Annotated in this window: 21 protein-coding genes and 1 tRNA gene; 3 read left to right on the forward strand and 19 right to left on the reverse strand. The window is 37.8% G+C overall.

Features of this window, described 5'->3' with window-relative positions:
* Positions 1-82 precede the first annotated feature (82 nt).
* The 13 genes from HZR21_RS04515 to typA form a co-directional block, all read right to left on the reverse strand.
* Positions 83-1,042, reverse strand: coding sequence for a hypothetical protein (locus tag HZR21_RS04515; protein ID WP_180746632.1), 960 nt, complete (start codon positions 1,040-1,042; stop codon positions 83-85).
* A 173-nt stretch (positions 1,043-1,215) separates the two neighbouring features.
* Positions 1,216-3,597, reverse strand: a complete 2,382-nt coding sequence (locus tag HZR21_RS04520; RefSeq protein ID WP_180746633.1) for a homocysteine S-methyltransferase family protein — start codon at positions 3,595-3,597, stop codon at positions 1,216-1,218.
* A gap of 152 nt (positions 3,598-3,749) precedes the next feature.
* On the reverse strand, positions 3,750-4,223 hold the full coding sequence (locus HZR21_RS04525; protein ID WP_246307803.1) for an ECF transporter S component: 474 nt from the start codon (positions 4,221-4,223) through the stop codon (positions 3,750-3,752).
* Between the two features lie 2 nt (positions 4,224-4,225).
* Complete coding sequence (locus HZR21_RS04530; protein ID WP_180746634.1) at positions 4,226-4,909, reverse strand: methionine synthase; 684 nt, start codon at positions 4,907-4,909, stop codon at positions 4,226-4,228.
* Positions 4,910-5,060: 151 nt separating this feature from the next.
* Positions 5,061-5,134 (reverse strand) — tRNA-Arg (locus HZR21_RS04535).
* Positions 5,135-5,182: 48 nt separating this feature from the next.
* Positions 5,183-6,493 carry an LCP family protein gene (locus tag HZR21_RS04540; protein WP_180746635.1) on the reverse strand — a complete coding sequence of 437 codons (1,311 nt, stop codon included), beginning with the start codon at positions 6,491-6,493 and terminating at the stop codon, positions 5,183-5,185.
* Between the two features lie 67 nt (positions 6,494-6,560).
* Positions 6,561-7,076, reverse strand: coding sequence for a GNAT family N-acetyltransferase (locus tag HZR21_RS04545; protein WP_180746636.1), 516 nt, complete (start codon positions 7,074-7,076; stop codon positions 6,561-6,563).
* A 26-nt stretch (positions 7,077-7,102) separates the two neighbouring features.
* Entirely contained in the window at positions 7,103-7,525 is a 423-nt protein-coding gene (gene tsaE / locus HZR21_RS04550) for a tRNA (adenosine(37)-N6)-threonylcarbamoyltransferase complex ATPase subunit type 1 TsaE (protein WP_003139577.1), read from the reverse strand.
* Between the two features lie 121 nt (positions 7,526-7,646).
* Entirely contained in the window at positions 7,647-7,778 is a 132-nt protein-coding gene (locus HZR21_RS11900) for a hypothetical protein (protein ID WP_259276384.1), read from the reverse strand.
* Positions 7,779-8,624 carry a zinc-binding dehydrogenase gene (locus tag HZR21_RS04555; protein WP_246307804.1) on the reverse strand — a complete coding sequence of 282 codons (846 nt, stop codon included), beginning with the start codon at positions 8,622-8,624 and terminating at the stop codon, positions 7,779-7,781.
* Positions 8,625-8,734: 110 nt separating this feature from the next.
* The gene (locus HZR21_RS04560; protein ID WP_180746637.1) at positions 8,735-9,808 is read right to left on the reverse strand and encodes a phosphotransferase; all 1,074 of its coding nucleotides are present in this window, start codon (positions 9,806-9,808) and stop codon (positions 8,735-8,737) included.
* 84 nt (positions 9,809-9,892) lie between these two features.
* The gene (locus tag HZR21_RS04565; protein WP_180746638.1) at positions 9,893-10,123 is read right to left on the reverse strand and encodes a DUF3165 family protein; all 231 of its coding nucleotides are present in this window, start codon (positions 10,121-10,123) and stop codon (positions 9,893-9,895) included.
* A 36-nt stretch (positions 10,124-10,159) separates the two neighbouring features.
* On the reverse strand, positions 10,160-11,995 hold the full coding sequence (gene typA, locus HZR21_RS04570) for a translational GTPase TypA (protein ID WP_180746639.1): 1,836 nt from the start codon (positions 11,993-11,995) through the stop codon (positions 10,160-10,162).
* Positions 11,996-12,206: 211 nt separating this feature from the next.
* Here typA and HZR21_RS04575 point away from each other — a divergent pair, with 211 nt between their 5' ends.
* Complete coding sequence (locus HZR21_RS04575) at positions 12,207-13,106, forward strand: phosphodiester glycosidase family protein (protein ID WP_180746640.1); 900 nt, start codon at positions 12,207-12,209, stop codon at positions 13,104-13,106.
* A 2-nt stretch (positions 13,107-13,108) separates the two neighbouring features.
* Positions 13,109-14,026, forward strand: coding sequence for a phosphodiester glycosidase family protein (locus HZR21_RS04580; RefSeq protein ID WP_180746641.1), 918 nt, complete (start codon positions 13,109-13,111; stop codon positions 14,024-14,026).
* Between the two features lie 126 nt (positions 14,027-14,152).
* Here the strand turns inward: HZR21_RS04580 and HZR21_RS04585 are convergent, their stop codons facing one another.
* From HZR21_RS04585 to HZR21_RS04605, 5 genes are all read right to left on the reverse strand, one after another.
* Complete coding sequence (locus tag HZR21_RS04585; protein WP_180746642.1) at positions 14,153-15,091, reverse strand: LCP family protein; 939 nt, start codon at positions 15,089-15,091, stop codon at positions 14,153-14,155.
* Between the two features lie 6 nt (positions 15,092-15,097).
* The gene (locus HZR21_RS04590) at positions 15,098-15,490 is read right to left on the reverse strand and encodes a rhodanese-like domain-containing protein (protein ID WP_246307805.1); all 393 of its coding nucleotides are present in this window, start codon (positions 15,488-15,490) and stop codon (positions 15,098-15,100) included.
* Positions 15,481-16,476 (reverse strand): ROK family glucokinase, encoded by a 996-nt coding sequence (locus HZR21_RS04595; protein WP_180746643.1) that lies wholly within the window; start codon positions 16,474-16,476, stop codon positions 15,481-15,483. The genes HZR21_RS04590 and HZR21_RS04595 overlap by 10 nt, the downstream gene beginning before the upstream one ends.
* Positions 16,451-16,681 (reverse strand): YqgQ family protein, encoded by a 231-nt coding sequence (locus tag HZR21_RS04600; RefSeq protein ID WP_003138303.1) that lies wholly within the window; start codon positions 16,679-16,681, stop codon positions 16,451-16,453. The genes HZR21_RS04595 and HZR21_RS04600 overlap by 26 nt, the downstream gene beginning before the upstream one ends.
* A gap of 140 nt (positions 16,682-16,821) precedes the next feature.
* Positions 16,822-17,283: a Dps family protein gene (locus HZR21_RS04605; RefSeq protein WP_180746644.1), complete on the reverse strand. Its 462-nt coding sequence runs from the start codon at positions 17,281-17,283 to the stop codon at positions 16,822-16,824.
* A 201-nt stretch (positions 17,284-17,484) separates the two neighbouring features.
* On the opposite strand from HZR21_RS04605, the gene HZR21_RS04610 reads away from it, so the two are divergent.
* Positions 17,485-18,183 (forward strand): prepilin peptidase, encoded by a 699-nt coding sequence (locus tag HZR21_RS04610; protein WP_180746645.1) that lies wholly within the window; start codon positions 17,485-17,487, stop codon positions 18,181-18,183.
* 335 nt (positions 18,184-18,518) lie between these two features.
* Here HZR21_RS04610 and dinB read toward each other — a convergent pair whose 3' ends face one another.
* Positions 18,519-19,580, reverse strand: coding sequence for a DNA polymerase IV (dinB, locus tag HZR21_RS04615; RefSeq protein WP_180746646.1), 1,062 nt, complete (start codon positions 19,578-19,580; stop codon positions 18,519-18,521).
* Position 19,581 lies beyond the last annotated feature (1 nt).

Genomic DNA, 19,581 nt, shown 5'->3' on the forward strand with positions numbered 1-19,581 from the left:
TTTTTCATAAGAAACTCCCGAAAACCACCGCCTACTGGATATAGACGGTGGTTTTTTGTTTTTTTTATGTAAACCTGATAACTTATTCTACATTTCCATAGTCACTATAATCAAACTGTATGCTCTCAGAAAGCAATCTTCCAAATTCATCAGTACTTTTTATCAAGTTAGATTGAGTTGGCATTTTAACTGTAACTTTTTCATTAGAATACTTCACCTGATACGATAGCTTTCCATCAAGAGCAATATTATCTGATTCTTTACCGGTAAAATTAATCACGATATCTGATGTTTTCTTTTTGCTATCTGTTATGATCGTTATTGACTTGATTATTCGAGGTACTCTTTTTTCAAGATCGTCATCTCCTGCAGTCTCTTCCAATGATTTTATCATATCCTTTGTCAAAGAACCGACACTAGCAAGATAAACTTTTAATAATTTACCAATTTTAGCACCTGATAAATTCAAAGTAACAGCTGATCCTTTTTGACTAAAATCTGATTTGTCCACTGAATCAAGAGCCTTTGCCATTGCTTTGTTATAATCCTCAACACTTACAGAGGAACCTTTACTTTCTTCAGAAATCGCATTAATATCTAGATATTTTCCTTTTATAAAAGTCATATCTATATCTCTAAAATACTCTCCAGCACCATAATATTGAGCGTATAATTCAACTAGTGGTCTAAGGGTATCCAGTCTAAGATAAGCATTTTCCCACTGCGTCAAAAATTCCATTGGAATAGATTGACCTGCAACCGAAACATCCATATTAGTTTGAGACTTTTTATCATCTGTCACCACTTTACCTGACAACTTAAAATCAGCTAAATATCCATTAATAATAGGCATATAGGCTTTGGCATCACCAGTTGCACTAACTTTTAAATCATCTGTTTTCAAGTCAAATTTTTGTGTGGAAGATTTAGCTAATTCAGCATTATCCTTGATAAATTTTGCCTTATTATCTGTACCACAAGACGTCAGTACAACTGCACTTACGATTAATGCAGCGACCGATCCTAATTTCTTAAACTTCATTTTTACATCCTCCGTATTTTTCCCCCTCGAAACTATTGTATCATAAAGCGCTTACATTTTATAAGATTATATCATTTTTTTAGGCAAAAAAAGTATAGTGAACTATATTGCTAATTTTATTAAGTAAAATAAGAAAAAAACATCTCTGACAGACGTCACTGAAATGTTTTTGCTTATTGTTTAAAAAATTTCTGAGTAATATCAACACTAGCCATGGCATCTTTCGCATAATAGTCAGCACCAACAAACTCACGATATTCTTCATTGAGGACCGCTCCACCTACCATAAAAACTGTGTCAGGTGCAACCGTCTTGATAGCAGTAATCGTTTTTTTCATATTCTGCACTGTTGTCGTCATCAAGGCTGATAGGCCAATCAATTTAATCTTTTGTGTGACGACAGTCTCCACAACTGTTTCAATCGGTACATCTTTTCCTAGGTCAACAACTTCATAGCCATAATTTTCTAGAATCATTTTCACAATATTTTTTCCGATATCATGGATATCCCCTTCAACTGTCGCTAAGAGTAGTCGACCTAGAGATTCTGATTTTTGACCTGATTTTGCAAGTGCAGCTTTCAAAACTTCCTGTGCTTGTTGTGTCGCCTCAGCAGACTGCATCAGCTGTGGTAAAAATAGCGCACCTTTCTCAAACTGAGCGCCTACAATATCCAAGGCTGGTATGAAATAAGTGTTGACGATGTCAAGCGGTGTCATTGTCTCAAGCATTTTTCTAGTTTCAGCAGCTGTTAACTCTTTACGGCCTTTAATAATCATCCCTTTCAAATCCAGGGTATCATCAGTCGACGCTTGATTGCCACTACCATTTGCTACCGTCACAGCAATCGTCGCATTTTGCTCATTCGCGATATAATCTTCTGAGTTCGTATCTTGACCAGTGAAGACCTTGAGGGAGCGAACAACGCGCATCATGTAATCTGACAAAGGATTCATAATCGGTGCATCAAGTCCCGCACCAAAGGCTTGCGCCAGAAAAGTGCCATTTAAAAGCGCACGATTAGGCAAACCAAAGGAGATGTTAGATAAGCCAACGACTGTTTTACAGCCTAAACGTTCTTTTACTAGGCGGATAGTGTCCAATGTGACTGGCACTTGTTCTTGCTGAGCAGAGGCTGTCAAGACTAGCGGATCAATCATCACACGATCTGGTGTAATCCCATATTTACCGGCCTCATGGACGATTTTTTCAGCGATTTGAAACCGTTTTTCAGCCGTTTCAGGAATGCCTTCATCATCCAGACATAGGCCTAGAATGACCCCGCCATATTTCGCGACGATTGGAAAAATCTTAGCCATACTAGACGGTTTTCCATTGACCGAATTAATCAAGGGAATTCCATTATAATGCCGCGCACCTGCCTCTAGAGCAGCAGTTTCAGATGAATCAATCTGTAAAGGTAAATCAAGCAAAGATTGTAACTCAACAATCGTTTTAACCATCATTTTGGCTTCATCAATCTCAGGTAGCCCGACATTGACATCTAAAATATCAGCCCCAGCATCACGCTGCGCGACTGCCTCCTGAATGATATAACTAATATTATTCTCGCGCAACGCCTCTTTCAAACGGGGCTTCCCCGTCGGATTTATCCGCTCACCAATCAAACTTAGTCCCAGACCAATTTCTAGCGTTTTAAGTCCTGAGGTGATAAAAGTACCTGATTTTGGCTCTGGATAGACTTTTTCCGTTTGATCAATAAGCAAGCGCAACTGCCGGATAAATTCTGGTGTTGTACCACAACATCCACCCACCACTGCCACACCTTGTGCTAATAATTTTTGCGTATAAGCGACATAAGTTTCTGGTGTAATTTTGTAAACCGTCTCACCATTTTCCATTTGTGGTAAACCGGCATTGGCCTGAACCATGACTGGTATCTGCGCATAATCTAAAATCTTAGCAACAATCGGCGCAAGTTCCTTTGGTCCGAGTGAGCAGTTGACACCCAGAACATCCACACCCAAATTTTGTAGCGTCAAGGTCGCAGTTTGGGGATCAACCCCGACAAAAGTTCGGCCATCTTCCTGATAAGTCATGGTTACAAACACGGGCAACTTGGTATTTTCTTTCACAGCTAAAACTGCGATTTTTGCTTCCAATAAATCCGCTACCGTCTCAATAATAACCAAATCAGCACCAGCTTGCTCTGCGATAATGGCTTGGCTTGCAAACATCTCATAGGCGGCATCAAACGACAAAGTCCCCATCGGTTGCAAAAGTTGCCCAGTCGGCCCCATATCATAAGCCACATACTTGGGCTCAGCCTTTTTGGCAAGAGCAATCGCTGTATGAATCGTCTCATCCAACTCATCTGGAGCCATTTTCGTCGTATTAGCCTGAAACGTATTGGCCGTAATAACATCTGCCCCTGCCGCTACATAGTCCCGATGAATCGCTTCAACGACCTCCGGATGCGTCAGATTAAAATGCTCAGGAATCCCCCCAATCGGCAATCCTCTATCTTGAAGTTGCGTCCCCATTGCCCCGTCAAAAAGCAAAATTTGCGTTTTTAAATCCGTTAAAATCGTCATGTTAAGTCTTCCTTTATTTGAACTTCAAGCTAACTTCTTATAAAAAATAAATGATAATTGAACCTGCGCAAACGCAAAAGACGCTAGTCGCAAGAGTACCTTAAACCCCTAATTTCTACTGAAGTTTCCGACTACATCGTACCGCTTTCATATCATGTTTTTAAGATGTTTTTGAAAATGGTTGCTAATATTGGGAAAAAGAGCGCCGTTGACACGGCATGTGCCAAGTCAAACGTCAAGCCACTGAGCCAAAAAGGCCAGAATTGACTACCGAATAGCTGAGCTGAAAATATAGAGATAATAAAACCATAAAACATCGTCAGGACAAAAACGACAAGTGTTCTTAAAATCATCGGTTTGAGCCATTTAAAAATAAACGCCCCAAGACTCAAAATCAAAGCATAGCTTATCATCTGACCCAAAATAATCACCGAGAACCCCATCAAAAAGCCCGTTACAAGCATGGTTAAGCTACTAACAACAATGGCATCAGCTAAGCTATAAGCCAAGATCAGGACAAAAAACAAGGCAGTAATCGGTTTGACATTTGGAAAAGCACCAAAAGTGAGGCGCAGGACGCAAGCAAGTGCCGTTAAGATTGCAAGTCGTGTTAGTCTTGTCGTCATCATCATGTCAAACCACTCACATTAAAGTTACCATTTCTGACCATATCCATCGTCAAATCTTGAGGTGGCTTGCGCCTAGGACGAGCCAATTTATCATCTTCAAACAAGCCAAGAATAGCCGTGACAGATTTTCTAGGAATCATCAAATAATTTTCCGTTAAAGTTAAACCTAGTTGTCTATCTGCGCCTAAGGTTTTCAAAAATTGGGGCTGAACTTCTAGAGACAAATCTCCATATCCAGGTGAAAATCTGCGATTCAGTATACTATCCGTAAACTGAGAATCGATGTCAACTTCTGCTAAATCACAAATTTTCTCGATGTAATCAACACAGGCAGCATCTAGCACAAAGGCTTTTGTCATCTCAGATAGCTCGTAGAGTCTGACCTGGCGTTCGACTTCAATCCCTAGCGTGGCGGCCAACAAAACGACTTGTTTGGCGTGTTTCAAATGGCTATAAAGCTGTTTCGATTGTAGAACTAAATCGGTATTCGTAAGATGAATGGCGTGGTTGGCCTCATCTAGCGTAAAATCATAGGCCTGATAAAGGTAACGTGCATTTGATACGTTCTGAACTTCCATGATCATCTCGTCTACGAGGGCTGAGATATCCGGCGTCAGTTCTTGTTTGCGTCTATAACCTAGATAACGTAAGACTTCTGATTTTTCTAAAGGTAGATATTGCATAAACTCTCCATTTTTCTCTTAGATTTATGATAGCATAGTTTTAAGCAGTCGACTTATACTTAAATCGTCAATAAAGCTATAAGCTATATTTATACCTAAAACTAACAAAAAAACTTCTTAGAGACCAAGAAGTTTTAACGTTTATTTATAGTGATCCCAGCAGGATTCGAACCTGCGACCGTTCGCTTAGAAGGCGAATGCTCTATCCAGCTGAGCTATGAGACCAAACACAACTACTAAATTTTACCAAAATTCAGCAGTTTAGTCAAATCGTTAATAAATTGGGTTGCCATAAACATCGTATTGTGGTTCAGAAGTCTGATTACCATAAACATTACTTGATGTGGCAGCCTCTTCTGATGTACTTTCTTTTAATGCTTCTTCTGCAGAGGCTTCGGCACCATCAGTGAGTAATGTTTTCTCAGTTGTTTTACCGTTCACCGTTGTCGTCACTGTTGGCAGTATTGCGTTTGGTGCATAACCACCATAATAATTTTCAAAGGTGACAATATTAGGAGAAAGACTTTTTACGACTGATTGACCGAGTGACAGTCGCAAAGCATTTTGAACACTTAGTAGGTTATCGGCTGGCATAACCTGATAAGAAATGCCGTCAATCATTTCACCAATACCTTGAAGTTTAATTGAGCGCATTTTTTGGAAAGCATCTTTGTAGCCTAACAAACTCTTCAAAGAGTTACCATTCACAGCAAAGTCTGTTTTCATATTACCAGAAATGGCTTTTAAAATTTTCTCATACTTAGTAATCGAATTTAGGCTTAATATTTTACCCATAATTTGCGTAATGACTTCACGTTGGCGCGCTTGACGCCCAATATCACCTTCTGGGTCTTGATGACGCATCCGTGCATACACCAATGCCTGATCTCCATTGATGTGCTGCTTCCCTGGTTCAACTGTTGCTGTATAATCAGGTTCAGTTTCTTCGATAGAGATCGTTGCACCTAGTTTATTATTTACTTCAATCCCGCCGACTGCATCAACTAAATCCTTCAAACCATTCATGTTAATCAATGCATATTTATCAATATCTAAGCCGATTTGTTGTTGAATCGTTGAAACTGCAGTTACAGCCCCGCCACTTGCATAGGCAGCATTCAACTTAGCAGTCTCGACAACATCACCGTCTTTATCGATAATGTTCGTCAACATATCTCGCTCCAAAGAAACCATGGTAGACGTGTTTGTCTGAGGATTAATTGTCATGACAATCATCGTATCCGACTGGCCAGACCATAAATCTGAACGCGTATCATCTCCCGTATCAACCCCCATCAATAATATCGTCAATGGTTTTGTTGCTTTGATAATATCATCTGATTTTTTGCTTGAACTCAGACCTAAATCTGAAAAGGTCGATTTAAAAGCATCTTCTGTTCGATTTAAGACAACAGTACCATAAGCAAAAACTAGGCCTACGAACACTAAAAGTGTTGCTAAAAAACCAAGCAATAACTTCTTCCAAAGTCGCATCTTAGGCTTGCCATTTTTCTTTAGCTTCCTATTTTGGCTTTTTTTAGAGCCATGCTTGGCTTCATAATTAATTCTCTGACTTCTTTTCATTATTCCATTTTACCAGAAAAACTAGAGTCAAACGTCAATTATCATAAAATGTTACAGACTTGTAATCTTAATCAAAAAATCTTACCATTTCTAATACATCAATCAGGTTTCCTAATTCATCTCTTGCTCCGAATTTTCGAATTGACTCAATCTCAAAACTATTCTTTTGATAAAGGTGGATAGCTCTTTCGTTTCGCTTCTGAACTTGAAGTTCCAAGCGCTTAATGACACCAATTTCTTGAATAAACTCTAACATATCTGCCATTAAAATATGGCCAATGCCATAGCCTTGAAAGTTTTGACTAACAGCGATAAATAAATCTCCGATATGTCGAATGCGTTCATGAAAATCTGCTGTTAAGCTAATGACACCAGCAATTTCATCATTTACTATGGCTAATAAGTAAGCATTATTATCTTTTTCAGCAATTTGAGCCAGATACTCAGACATTTGTGTAGCTGTCATTAAGATACCTACTTCATCGAGTGTTAAAAAATGTGATTCCTTACCAACTTGATTTAAAAAATTAATCAATTTTTGGGCATCTTTAGGTTCAGCTTCTCTTACAATAATTTCAGTCATACGCCTCCTTTGGCAAGCAACCAGTCTTAGACTAAATAAGTCTCATAACGACGACCATGTGCGACAAGTGTCACCTCTCGTTCATCGTCTTGATAGTCGAAAATAATCTCCAAATACTCACTCGGCAAATCTTGCGCTAAGAGATTTCCCCACTCAATCACAGTGACACCATTACCAAATAAATAATCATCTAAATCTATCGAATCAGGGTCATCTCCAATGCGATAAACATCCATATGATACAAGGGTAGGCGTCCTTCGTATTCACGAACAATGGTATAGGTCGGGCTTTTAATCATCTGATGAATATCTAAACCGAGTCCAAGACCCTTAGTAAAAGTCGTTTTTCCTGCACCTAATTCACCGGTCAAGACGATAATATCTCCTGCTTGTAACTTTTTGCCTAAAGTTTCAGCAAAATCCAACATTTGTTTTTCATTCAATTTCATAGTTTTATTATAACATACCCCATTGCTTGATTGATATTATTGATACTGATGCGAGTTTATTTAGGGCAAAATCAAGCTTGATTTTAATACTCAATCACAACTTTCCCAATCATCCGACCACTTAAAACATCACGGCTGGCTGTTGCAAGTGTTTCGGTGAAAACCCGTCGTAAGTCTTTTTCAGTGTACTTTTAAGTTTGCCTGTTTCAATCAACTTAGCTAATTTTGCCAATGCTTGTCCTTGTTCCGCCATTCAAATTGCAAAATTTCCTTTGGCAAACATGAACTCCCAAGCAAATTGTGCGCCGATATTTTTCAAAGGCCCCATATCGAGTGGTCCGTCTGTTTCAACAATACTTGCAATTCGGCCAAATGGTGCAATATGATTTGTCACAAGATGCCAATATTTATCAGTAGAGTGTAAAAGCACAATATAGGGCAATTTATCTATGCCAACTTCTTTAAGTTGTATCTCTAAATCTTCATGATGATTCAGAACAATATCTGCGCCTAATCTTTTGACCCACGCGACACTTTCAGAGCGAGACGCTGTCGTAATCACCCGCAAGCCTATAAATTTAGCCAACTGAATCAAAATAGAGCCTACACCTCCAGCGCTATTAATAATCAGAATACTTTGTCCTAGAGCAATTTGTTCACTCACTTCAAGTCCTAGGGCATCCGTCAAAATTTCATAAGCTGTAATACCTGTCAAAGGCAAGGCTGCACTCTGTGCTATCGTTAAGTTAGTAGGAACTTTTGCAATTAAACGACTATCCACTGCTTGAAAAAGTTGGTTCGTCCCCTGACGTCGTTGTTGACCAGCATAATAGACACGCTCACCTATTGCAAAGTCAGAAACTGCCTCACCAACTGAAACAATGTCTCCAACGCCATCAAAACCTAGGACTGTAAATTCATGAGCTTGATAAGCCTCAGCCATTTTAATATCAACTGGATTAATGGCTGTTGCAAGCACTCTGACAATCACATCAAACTGACTGCTCAACTCTGGCATCTCAAACTCTCTTTCTTCAAAAAGTATCCCCTCATCATTAAAGTCTACGGCTTTTGACAAGCCTATCCCTCTATTTTTCATTCTTTTACCTTCTTCCCAAAAATGTTTTTGACACCTACATTATAGCACTTAACTTTAATCATGGTTAGCAACTTAAGCCACTATCTATGCTTACTACGTGACTAACCTGTCTAATTATCTACTAAAGATTGATCGATTGATGCAATTAGAAAATCAATTATAGGTTTCTCATTTGAGAATTTTTGGGTTTGATATTTCAATTTTGATGTCGTCGAAAGATTCTCTTTTAGATAAAAAAGATGAATATCCAAAAAGCGTTGCAGCGTGAATCTCAGACAATATGTTTTTTCTATGTTATTTAACCGTTTAGGATAGGCACTAAAGAAGTCATAGATTCGTTTTTTAAACGTTTCTACTGTAGTCATTTCTAGGGCCATTCCCCAGAAACATGTACCGATGTCTTCTTCTATCAGCGATAATCTCGTATCGCCAAAATTAATGATTGCTATTGTGTCATTAGTCAACAAAATATTTTTAGCGTGCAAATCACAGTGAATCAAAATGTTGGGGTTTTGACTTCGATAGTCGTTGATTAACCTTGTATTTTCCTGAAATATTTGCCAATAAAAGGCATAGTGTGCAATGCTTTGAGTAATTCTATCATCGAAAGCAAAGGGACGATAATGTAAGCTAGACGGTAACCCATCATAAACTGGAAGGTATGGAGTAGAAGTTTTCTCAGATATTTGGTGGGCAATTTCATGACATTTCCCCATCATCTGTGCGAGTTGCTGCATATTTTTCTTGGTATAAGTTAAAAAGCTCCCTGGTATAAAATCATATTGCAAGAAATAGAAGGTTCCCTCATCAGTCGGTATTTCAAGTAGACGGTCTTTATTTTTAAAACATTTATAAGTGAGTGGATTGACTTTTGATTGGCATAGGACGTTTGCGAAGATGATTTCTCTCTCAATATAAGAACGCGCAACATGATATAATAAGCTATTTTTATCTATAAATAAAACGCGTAAAACTATCGTATCGTTAATCAGAAAGTTTTTATTTTCTGTCCCTTCCCCTAGTGCAATACAAGAGATTGCTGTGCCAAATTCCAACAAGATTTGTTTTTTTATTAGCTCATTATGGCTGTCATTCTTTTCAAAAAACATTTTATATTCCTTCTTTTGATTAGGGACGCTTGTGTATTCTTGGTATATTGGTCTTATCATAGCATATTTCAACATATTTTAAAAGTCACCTGATGCCATGACCAAAGGTGATGACATCTAAGAAAGATAGCAAAAAAACCAGCCTCTCGACTGATTTTTTTATAATTGGTTTATTTCGCGAATGCTTTCGACCATTAGGAAGAAACCTGCTAGGAGCACTAGTCCTTGGATGATGCTCGTTTTATTTTGAATAATAAGTGAGATGACAATCGTAACAGCTAAAACTGTTCCGATGATGCCAACAAAAAGGTTTAAGCTTTTTTTTATCTCATCTGGTGCCAGAAAAAGGTAACACAAGGCAAAGAGTGCTAATACGACTAAATAAAACATCTTATCCTCTCTTATATCTATCGGTCTATTGACTGCTTATCCTTTTTTCTTTTTGTTTGCTTTTTCGCGTTCTGCTTTATTCAAGATTTGTTTACGTAAACGAATTGATTCTGGTGTGATTTCGAGGTATTCGTCGTCAGCCATGAATTCAATTGATTCTTCCAAAGTGAGGATACGTGGTGTTTTAATGACGTTAGTTTGGTCTTTATTGGCAGAACGTACGTTTGTCATTTGTTTTGCTTTTGTTACGTTAACTGTCAAGTCATTTTCACGAGAATGTTCCCCGATGATCATGCCTTCGTAAACTTCTGTTCCTGGATTAACAAAGATTGTACCACGTTCTTCAACACCCATGATTGCATAAGTCGTTGTTTTACCAGTGTCGATAGAGACAAGAGCACCACGGCTACGGCCACCGATTTGTTCATGAATCATTGGCATGTATTGGTCAAAGGTGTGGTTCATGATACCGTACCCACGTGTCATTGACAAGAATTCAGTTGAGAAACCGATCAAACCACGAGCTGGTACAAGGAAGATTAAACGAACTTGACCGTTACCAGTGTTAATCATATCAAGCATGTTACCTTTACGTTCAGAAAGGGCTTGGATAATTGAACCTTGATATTCTTCTGGTGTATCGATTTGTACGCGTTCAAACGGTTCTGAGCGAACACCATCAATTTCGCGTTCGATAACTTCTGGACGTGAAACTTGGAGCTCATAGCCTTCACGACGCATTGTTTCGATTAAGATAGACAAATGCAATTCGCCACGACCAGAAACAATCCAGCGGTCAGGTGAGTCAGTTGGGTCAATACGAAGTGAGACGTCTGTTTGCAATTCTGATTGCAAACGTTCTTCAACTTTACGTGATGTTACCCATTTACCTTCGCGACCAGCGAAAGGTGAATTATTAACAAGGAAAGTCATTTGCAAAGTTGGTTCGTCGATGTGAAGAATTGGCAGTGGATCGATGTGGTCAGACGGTGTTACTGTTTCACCAACAAAGATGTCATCCATACCAGATACAGCGATCAAATCACCAGCTTTTGCTTCTTGGATTTCAATACGATCAAGACCGAAGAAACCAAATAATTTAGTGACACGGAAGTTTTGTCTTGTGCCATCAAGTTTTGAAAGTGTTACGCTATCACCAACTTTAATGGTACCACGGAAAACACGTCCGATACCGATACGGCCAACGAAGTCATTGTAGTCAAGTAGTGAAACTTGGAATTGCAATGGCTCATCAGAGTTATCAACTGGTGCAGGAATATGATCGATGATTGTTTCAAACAACGGCTCCATTGTATGTTCTTGAGTTTCAAGATCATCAGAAAGGCTTGATGTACCATTAATAGCTGATGCATAAACTACTGGGAATTCCAATTGTTCTTCATCGGCACCAAGTTCAATCAAAAGTTCTAAGACTTCATCGACAACTTCTTCAGGACGAGCTGAAGGTTTATCAATTTTATTGACAACAACGATTGGTGTCAAACCTTGATCCAAGGCTTTTTTCAACACGAAACGTGTTTGAGGCATTGTACCTTCGTAAGCATCGACAACAAGAACAACGCCGTCAACCATTTTCATGATACGTTCAACTTCACCACCGAAGTCCGCGTGACCAGGGGTGTCCAAGATGTTAATATGTTTGTCTTTATATTTAACAGCTGTATTTTTAGCAAGAATGGTAATACCGCGTTCTTTTTCAAGATCGTTTGAGTCCATGGCACGATCATCAAGATGTGCGCGTGCGCTCAAGGTATCTGATTGTTTCAAAAGTTCATCCACAAGTGTTGTTTTACCATGGTCAACGTGGGCGATGATTGCGACGTTACGAATGTCTTCGCGTAATTTAGTCAAGATTTATACCTCATAATTTGAGATCACTTCTAAAAATCCTATTGCGACTTTCATACCCTGCCACTTGAACATTTTTTAGAGATGATCTTTATTCTATTTCAACTTTATAAGTATAACATATTTTTGACAAAATGCAACAAGAACGCCTATATTAAGCGTTTTCAGTAGTTATTCTCTTGACTTAACGCCAAAAGCCCTTTATAATGAAATAATGAAAAGAAAAACTAAAAAAAGCAGAGTAGGTCTGTTCATAGCTCTACTATTTTTCCTGATCTTAGTCATTTTATTTGTTATTTTACTCAAACCTTTTGACAAAAAAACGACTGGAAAATCACAAGTTTCAGGAAATTCACCAGTTAAAGTTGACCCTTCTAAAAGTGCCGGGATCATTTCTTCTAGTTCAGTTGTTGCCTCTGATCATGCTGAAAAAGTAGAAAATACAGGAGATGCAACTTGGGTTCAAGTTCATTCCAAAGGGAAAGGTGAAAAATTTCAAGATATTTCAACAGATAATATCAAAATTTATAAAGCGCATAATCCCCAAGTTTTAAAAACTGCGACTTCTAAACATCCAGCCTTAGCAATTTTACCAGATGTTATGGCACAATATCCAGATGCTCTGATTATGAATGCTTCAGGTTTTAACATGGAAACAGGTGATATTACAGGTTTTCAAATTAATAACGGTGCGCTTTTTACCAACTGGGGAGAAAATAAACGGGCACACGAAGCCTTTATCATCAATAAAGATGGTTCTATGACAACTTATGATAGCTCAACACCTGCGAGTCAAATTCTTGCAAATGGCGCAGAACAATCTTATAGTTTTGGTAAAATTTTAATCAAAAAAGGCAAGGTCCAAGAAAATGATGGCTCTGTCAATTGGATGATTCATAGTTTTATTGGTAACGATAAGCAAAATAATCTCTATCTCATGATTAGTGAAACAAACGCTGGTTATGAGAATATCATGAATCAAATTAAAAATCTCAATCTAGCAAACCTTGTTCTGATGGATGGTGGGGGGTCTTCCCAAATGGGACTGAATGGCCAAACCATTGTACCGAGTCAGGATAATCGACAAGTGGGGGACTTTATCGTTCTTAAATAACTATGAAAAAAAATAAACAATATAAACGTAACGCTTCAAAAACATCTTCTACTACTAAAAAGAAGAAAAAATCACCCCTAATCATTACTTTAATTATCTTGCTTTTAGTAGGTTCAGGTATCACTTATATCCTACTAAAACCCAAACAAACTGCTTCTTCTGCACTCAAACCAATTAAAACTACAGCACCCAATGCTATCGTACCACCGACTTCCGTTTCAATTGCGCCTGCAGAAGAAGTTGAAGATACTGGCGAGGCTGGCTGGGTACAAGTTAAATCAAAGAAGAAAGTTGAAAAATTTACAGATATGTCTGTACCAGGTGTTACCATTTACCGTGCTAATAATCCAAAAGTTTTAAAAACAGCTGCAGCACAAATTCCAGGTACTTTCATGATGTCTGACATCGTTGCACAATACCCTGATTCACTTATTATGAATACTTCTGGCTTTGACATGAATACGGGTCAGATTGTCGGTTTTCAAATTAACAATGGTCAGCTATTTTCTAACTGGTCAAACACTGCCTATGGCAGTGCATCGTTTGTTATCAATAAAAATGGCTCAGCTAACGGGTATGACCTCACAACACCTGCAAATGACATTATTAAAAAAGGTGGAGAGCAAAGTTATGGTTTTGGTAGCATTCTTATCAAAGATGGTGTCGTCTTACCCAATGACGGCTCAGTCAACTGGATGATTCATTCTTATATTGGTAACGATGCAGATAATAACATCTATCTTATCATTTCAGATACTAGTGTCGGCTACGACGGTACTATGGCAGCGGTTGCTAATCTCAATTTACAAAACCTTGTCGTTCTAGATGGTGGTGGTTCTTCACAAATGTCGCTAAATGGACAAACAATCTATGAAAGTCAAGATGGCCGACCCGTCGCTGATTTCATCGTATTGCGGTAAATAAAAACAGGACAACCCTATTCATCATTTTAAAAATATAAAAGCTAACACTTCCATGTTTGGAAGTGTTAGCTTTTTGACTTATTTAGTTTCTATCTGGCTCATAAATTGTCTGACAGCAAATACTCATTCATTCAATGCTGCTTCAATTCTGTCATGAGCCTTATTGACTAACTCTTCTGACAGAATTTTTTGTGTTTTACCATCAATCGTAGTCTCTACTGGTTTAAGATTTTCTTTTGTGATATTTCCTAAAACACCATTATAATTTAATCCAAGTGCTTTAATATTGCCAAAAACAAAATCTGTCTTGACATTATCACCGAAAGCATTCACAAATTTTTTGTAATTAACAACAGTATTCGCTGATTTCATTTTTGAAATAATCGCAATCAGTACCGTCTGCTCACGGTCAATTAAATCTGCCTCGGCTTTATCAGCATCATCCCCGACTTTAGTGAGATACGCCTTAACTTCATCTGCTTTTTTCAAACTTAATGTTCCAGGTTTAAATTCGAAACCACTTGATACAAAATGCGTATCATTTTGAACTTGAACACCACCAACAGCCTCAACGAAATCACCTAAACCACGCATATCAAAAGTCATATAACGTGGAATGTCAACGCCTAAAAGTGTCTGCAAGGCATCAATCTCCCCTGCTGCTCCTTTAATGCCATAAAGCTCTTTTAGAGTTGTCGATTCAGAAGGGAGGTAAATATTCCGATTCAAACTAATTACAGTTGTCTTGTTTTTCTTAGGATTAACCGTTAAAACCAAGACATCATTAGCCTTTTTATCATTAACACCTAAGAATAAAAAACTAAATGATGACTTTTCTTTAAGGCTCGGAAGTTTAGCAGTCGTCTTTCTATCAATTGTCTGATAGGACTTGACCATGACATTCTTAACATCAAAATAAGCTTTCCCAAAAATAGCGCCACCAATCAATAAAACCAGTAAGACGATTAGTCCAAAAATTTTAAGACCACGGTGTTTTTTCTTCTTTTTGGGCGTTACATTTTTTTCAGATACGCGATCCGCACGTCGTTTTCTTGTTTCCATAAGGGGTCAAGCTCCTTTTTTTGTTTTGCCATGCCAACCCTTTATCCCAGTTTTTAGGATAACAATGTTAGTATAGCCAGCTTTTTTGAGCTTAAGCGCAGCACGAATAGCAAAAACTGGCTTAGCATCCTCATATAATAGGACAGCTTTGTCTTTACGGATTGCTGAAATACTTTGATCAAATTGAGAAAAAGGAAGATTCCTAGCGCACAAAATATGGATAATTCGAAAAGCTGATGATTCACGTAAATCAATGAGTTGTCCACCGACTATTTGCTCAGAAAAAGCAGCATTATCTACAATTTTAGCAACAGATTTAATTCTAAATTTATTAATATACGGGTATGCAAACATGGCGATTATCACCAAGATAAGTATGATATTGATAGTTAACCACATTTTTTAACGGCCTCATTTTCAGTAAATTTTAATGCCAAGCTGGCTGCGCCAATAATCCCAGCATCATTGCCTAATTTGGCAATTTTAATCTTAGTTGAATTTCTAACTTGTGGGAAGGTATAAAGATTAAAGTATTTTTCAATCCGTCCACGCAAGAATTCACCTGCAGCAGAAACACCACCGCCGATAACAATAGAATCTGGATTCAAAGTATTAGCCAAATTTCCTGATGCCAATCCAAGATATTGACCGACCTGCTCGACAACTGAATCAGCAAATTTATCATCTGCTTCAGCCGCTACAAAAATATCTTTTGAGCTTACAGCGTCACCGTTATCAATCGCTGCTTTAATCGCAGATTCAACTTCATATTCCTCAGCGAGTTTACGAGCAACACGAACAACACCTGTTGCTGACGCAACAGTTTCTAGACAGCCTGCTTTACCACAAGTGCAAGCAAAAGCATCTGAACTTGTATCAACAGTGACATGACCAATTTCTCCACCAGCACCCGCAACACCATGAATCAGATTACCAGCTGCTATGATACCGCCACCAACGCCTGTTCCTAGTGTCATGAAGATGACATCAGGATTATTTTCACCCGCACCAACCCAACGTTCACCTAAAGCGGCAACATTAGCATCATTATCAATAGCGAATGGTAGACCGACACCAGCTTCAATAGCTGCACCTACTTCTTGTAAAGTTTCCCATCCCAAGTTATAGGCACCAATGACTGTATTTTTTGAAATATCCACAGAGCCAGGTGAGCCCATACCAATTCCTAGAAAGTCAGCTTTATCAAGTTTATACAACTCTAAACGATGATTGATAGACGCAATGATATCAGGCACGATTTGTTGACCATTGCCGATAATATTAGTCTCAATTGCCCATTTATCCTGAACTTCACCAGCCACTGTCAAGATGCCAAATTTAATCGTAGTACCACCAAGGTCAATCCCGATAATTTTTTTCGTCATAAGTCTTTTTCTCACTTTCAAGTCTGTGTTCTCGCCGTAGAATTAAGTCTGCGGTAAAATAATCGTTTTGATCTGGAATCAAGCCAGCATCGTATAAAGTCTTTAGCTCTTGTGCCATGAAAAAAATGGCATCAAGTCGATTGCTAAAAAGGTTAATATAGCCATGCTTTTTCAAAAATTCCTGAACATCATATAAAGTTTTCATCCTTTCACATTTTATCATATTTTGAAAACATTTTCAAACATGAATTTAAAGACTTTCTTACCCTTTTTAACGGATTGATTTTTTCTGATCGGCGACAAAAAAACTCGCCATTGACGAGTTTGATTGTTTTTGTTATTTCATCACAAACCTGGCGCTAACCCAAGTTCAGATTCTAACATCCAAATTGTTTTTTCAATGTCACCTTTAGCATCAGCAAAGAGACCATTTGTTACATCATCATCTTCTTCATCTGTTGCATGAACACCCTCTTGGAAAAGATCTGACAAATATTTATAGGCTTTAACAACTTCTGTCAAACGTTCCTCTGTCGTTTTATCCCAGGTAGCAGTTTCAAGCTCGATATTTGATAATTCATCAAATTCTTTCAATGTTGAAACTGGGGAACCACCAATGGTAATTAATCGTTCTGATAGAACATCTAAATGACTATTTAGACCGTCCATTAATTCATCCATTTTAGGGTGTAATTTCATAAAACCAGGTCCACGTAAGTACCAGTGTACTTGATGCACCAAAGCGGCTGCTTTTGATAAATCTGAAACGGATTGATTCAAAACTGCTTTCGTTTTTTCTCTAGACATTTTTTCTCCTCCATCAGAACCTATAAGTAATTTTTCAAAAAAACTACTACTTATAAGGTCTCTTGCTAAGTTGATTAAACCAGAAACATTTGCTCAAGGTGATCTTTAATTATTATCTATAAAGACCACCCCAACATCTTCATTATAGAAAAAAAGCAGTGTTTTATCAAATATTTAGGCTCTTTTTTCGTATAAGTAAGTATGACTATTTTCTTAATTTTTACACTTGGTACAATTTTGGGATCTTTCTTTGGTTTGATCATTGATCGCTTACCAGAACATTCTATCGTAAGCCCTAGATCTCATTGCGAAAACTGTGGTCAAATACTAATTTGGAAAGATTTGATTCCTATTATTTCTCAACTCATTAATTGTGCTAGTTGTCGATACTGCAAGATAAAATTAACCTATTGGTATAGCATTTTAGAGTTATCATGTGGTACTTTGTTTGTTATGGTTTGGTTAGAAAAAGTCGATCTAACCTTTTCTTTAAATTGTCTAGCCTCATTCTTAATGGTTGGATTTGATCTCAAAACTCATGCCTTTCCTTTGTGGATTTGGCTTACTTTTTTTGTGCTACTGAGTTTCACTTGTCCTTTTGATATAGGTGTTTTGTCATGTATTCTAATCGCAATTATGACAGAATTTTCTTCTCTCAAGATAGGCAGTGGAGACTGGCTTTATTTAAGTTTAGTTGCTTTTTCTGCCAATTTTTTCCAGTTAACACTTTGTCTATTTGTTGCAAGTCTGAGTGGACTTCTTTACTATGCTTTCAATCCCAAACAAAAAAAGGCAGAAATGCCATTCCTCCCTTTTTTATTTCTTAGCTATCTGTGTCATCTTTTTTTTGAAAATGATGCTTTAATAACATACTTTTCCTTGATTATATTCAGATATTAAATATCATTCATTTGGTGAGGTACTTACAAATGAAGGCATTGTTATAGACATTTTTTTTGATTCTTCTAGGCTTTTCAATCGTGCTGCTGTCTGGTGACTATCTCTATGTAAATCCTTTTTCTCTGATTCTCTACGTGACAAGATTTGATTACCACGTTAAAGTGCATCTTCCTTATTATTTTTAATGACAACAGCAATACACAAAAGCCCTAATATGATGAGGACTAATTCAATAAGATAAACAATCTTACGCTCAACCATTTTTTCCATACTGTGATCCACCCTTATATGGCTAATATTGTATCACAAATTAGAAAATAAGCAACTCTATCTTTTCAAAGCCCCGTCACTGTCACACCCAAAAGACGAATTCCAACATTTTCACGCAAAGCATCGTCCAATAATTTTTGCGCGCTTTGGTTAATTATATTCAAATCATCTACTCTATCATCTAATGATAATCGCTTGGTAAAAGTCGTGAAATCAGCATAACGTATTTTAATCACGACAATATGACCTTTCAGCTGCTTCTCTTGTAAAATCATGGCCACTTTTTCCGCCAATTTACTCACCTCAGCCTTGATATCAGCTTCTAAATAAAGCAGTTTAGCATATGTTTTTTCTTTACCCACTGACTTCCGAACTCGATTAGGTTTAACAGGAGCATTATGGATACCATTAGCTTTCAGGTAGAGCTCCCAACCAAAAACACCTAATTTTTCCGCTAAATATTGTGGGGAACTCTTTTGAATATCCCCTCCTTTAGTGATACCTAAAGCCTCCAATTTTTCAGCTGTCTTTTCCCCTACACCATGGAATTTCTTGACCGATAGTTCTGCTAAAAAACTCAAAGCATCCTCTGGTGCAATCAAAGTCAAGCCTTTTGGTTTCTCAATATCTGAGGCAATTTTTGCCAAAAATTTGTTATAAGAAACACCCGCAGAGCTTGTTAAATGGAGTTCAGTGAAAATATCATGCTGAATCATCTTAGCGATCTTAACAGCACTCTCTGCATTGATTTTGTTAACCGTCACATCCAGATAAGCTTCATCTAGAGCCATGCCTTCTACTTCATCCGTATAGCGATGAAAAATTTCATGCATCTGGCGTGAAATCTCTTGATAATGGGCATAATTACCTGATACAAAAACGGCTTGCGGACAAAGCTCGTAAGCTTCTTTCGCCGACATGGCAGAATGAATGCCGTACTTTCTTGCTTCATAGTTTGCCGTTGAGACGACACCACGCCCACCAGTTTCTAAAGGATTTCTAGCAATGACAACAGGATTTCCTTTTAATTTGGGATTATCTCGCTCTTCAATCGACGCAAAAAAGGCATCCATGTCGACATGGATGATTTTGCGACTGGTATCATTGATGAGTGGGAATACAAGCATA

The sequence above is a fragment of the Pseudolactococcus laudensis genome (assembly GCF_013449735.1).
GTDB classification, from domain to species: Bacteria; Bacillota; Bacilli; order Lactobacillales; family Streptococcaceae; genus Pseudolactococcus; species Pseudolactococcus laudensis.

Bases quoted from the DNA above. Each gene is read 5' to 3' on its own strand.
- HZR21_RS04515 (WP_180746632.1), bottom strand. From the start codon at position 1,042: ATGAAGTTTAAGAAATTAGGATCGGTCGCTGCATTAATCGTAAGTGCA.
- HZR21_RS04520 (WP_180746633.1), bottom strand. From the start codon at position 3,597: ATGACGATTTTAACGGATTTAAAAACGCAAATTTTGCTTTTTGACGGG.
- HZR21_RS04525 (WP_246307803.1), bottom strand. From the start codon at position 4,223: ATGACGACAAGACTAACACGACTTGCAATCTTAACGGCACTTGCTTGC.
- HZR21_RS04530 (WP_180746634.1), bottom strand. From the start codon at position 4,909: ATGCAATATCTACCTTTAGAAAAATCAGAAGTCTTACGTTATCTAGGT.
- HZR21_RS04540 (WP_180746635.1), bottom strand. From the start codon at position 6,493: ATGAAAAGAAGTCAGAGAATTAATTATGAAGCCAAGCATGGCTCTAAA.
- HZR21_RS04545 (WP_180746636.1), bottom strand. From the start codon at position 7,076: ATGACTGAAATTATTGTAAGAGAAGCTGAACCTAAAGATGCCCAAAAA.
- tsaE (WP_003139577.1), bottom strand. From the start codon at position 7,525: ATGAAATTGAATGAAAAACAAATGTTGGATTTTGCTGAAACTTTAGGC.
- HZR21_RS11900 (WP_259276384.1), bottom strand. From the start codon at position 7,778: ATGGCGGAACAAGGACAAGCATTGGCAAAATTAGCTAAGTTGATTGAA.
- HZR21_RS04555 (WP_246307804.1), bottom strand. From the start codon at position 8,624: ATGAAAAATAGAGGGATAGGCTTGTCAAAAGCCGTAGACTTTAATGAT.
- HZR21_RS04560 (WP_180746637.1), bottom strand. From the start codon at position 9,808: ATGTTGAAATATGCTATGATAAGACCAATATACCAAGAATACACAAGC.
- HZR21_RS04565 (WP_180746638.1), bottom strand. From the start codon at position 10,123: ATGTTTTATTTAGTCGTATTAGCACTCTTTGCCTTGTGTTACCTTTTT.
- HZR21_RS04575 (WP_180746640.1), top strand. From the start codon at position 12,207: ATGAAAAGAAAAACTAAAAAAAGCAGAGTAGGTCTGTTCATAGCTCTA.
- HZR21_RS04580 (WP_180746641.1), top strand. From the start codon at position 13,109: ATGAAAAAAAATAAACAATATAAACGTAACGCTTCAAAAACATCTTCT.
- HZR21_RS04585 (WP_180746642.1), bottom strand. From the start codon at position 15,091: ATGGAAACAAGAAAACGACGTGCGGATCGCGTATCTGAAAAAAATGTA.
- HZR21_RS04590 (WP_246307805.1), bottom strand. From the start codon at position 15,490: ATGTGGTTAACTATCAATATCATACTTATCTTGGTGATAATCGCCATG.
- HZR21_RS04595 (WP_180746643.1), bottom strand. From the start codon at position 16,476: ATGACGAAAAAAATTATCGGGATTGACCTTGGTGGTACTACGATTAAA.
- HZR21_RS04600 (WP_003138303.1), bottom strand. From the start codon at position 16,681: ATGAAAACTTTATATGATGTTCAGGAATTTTTGAAAAAGCATGGCTAT.
- HZR21_RS04605 (WP_180746644.1), bottom strand. From the start codon at position 17,283: ATGTCTAGAGAAAAAACGAAAGCAGTTTTGAATCAATCCGTTTCAGAT.
- HZR21_RS04610 (WP_180746645.1), top strand. From the start codon at position 17,485: ATGACTATTTTCTTAATTTTTACACTTGGTACAATTTTGGGATCTTTC.
- dinB (WP_180746646.1), bottom strand. From the start codon at position 19,580: ATGCTTGTATTCCCACTCATCAATGATACCAGTCGCAAAATCATCCAT.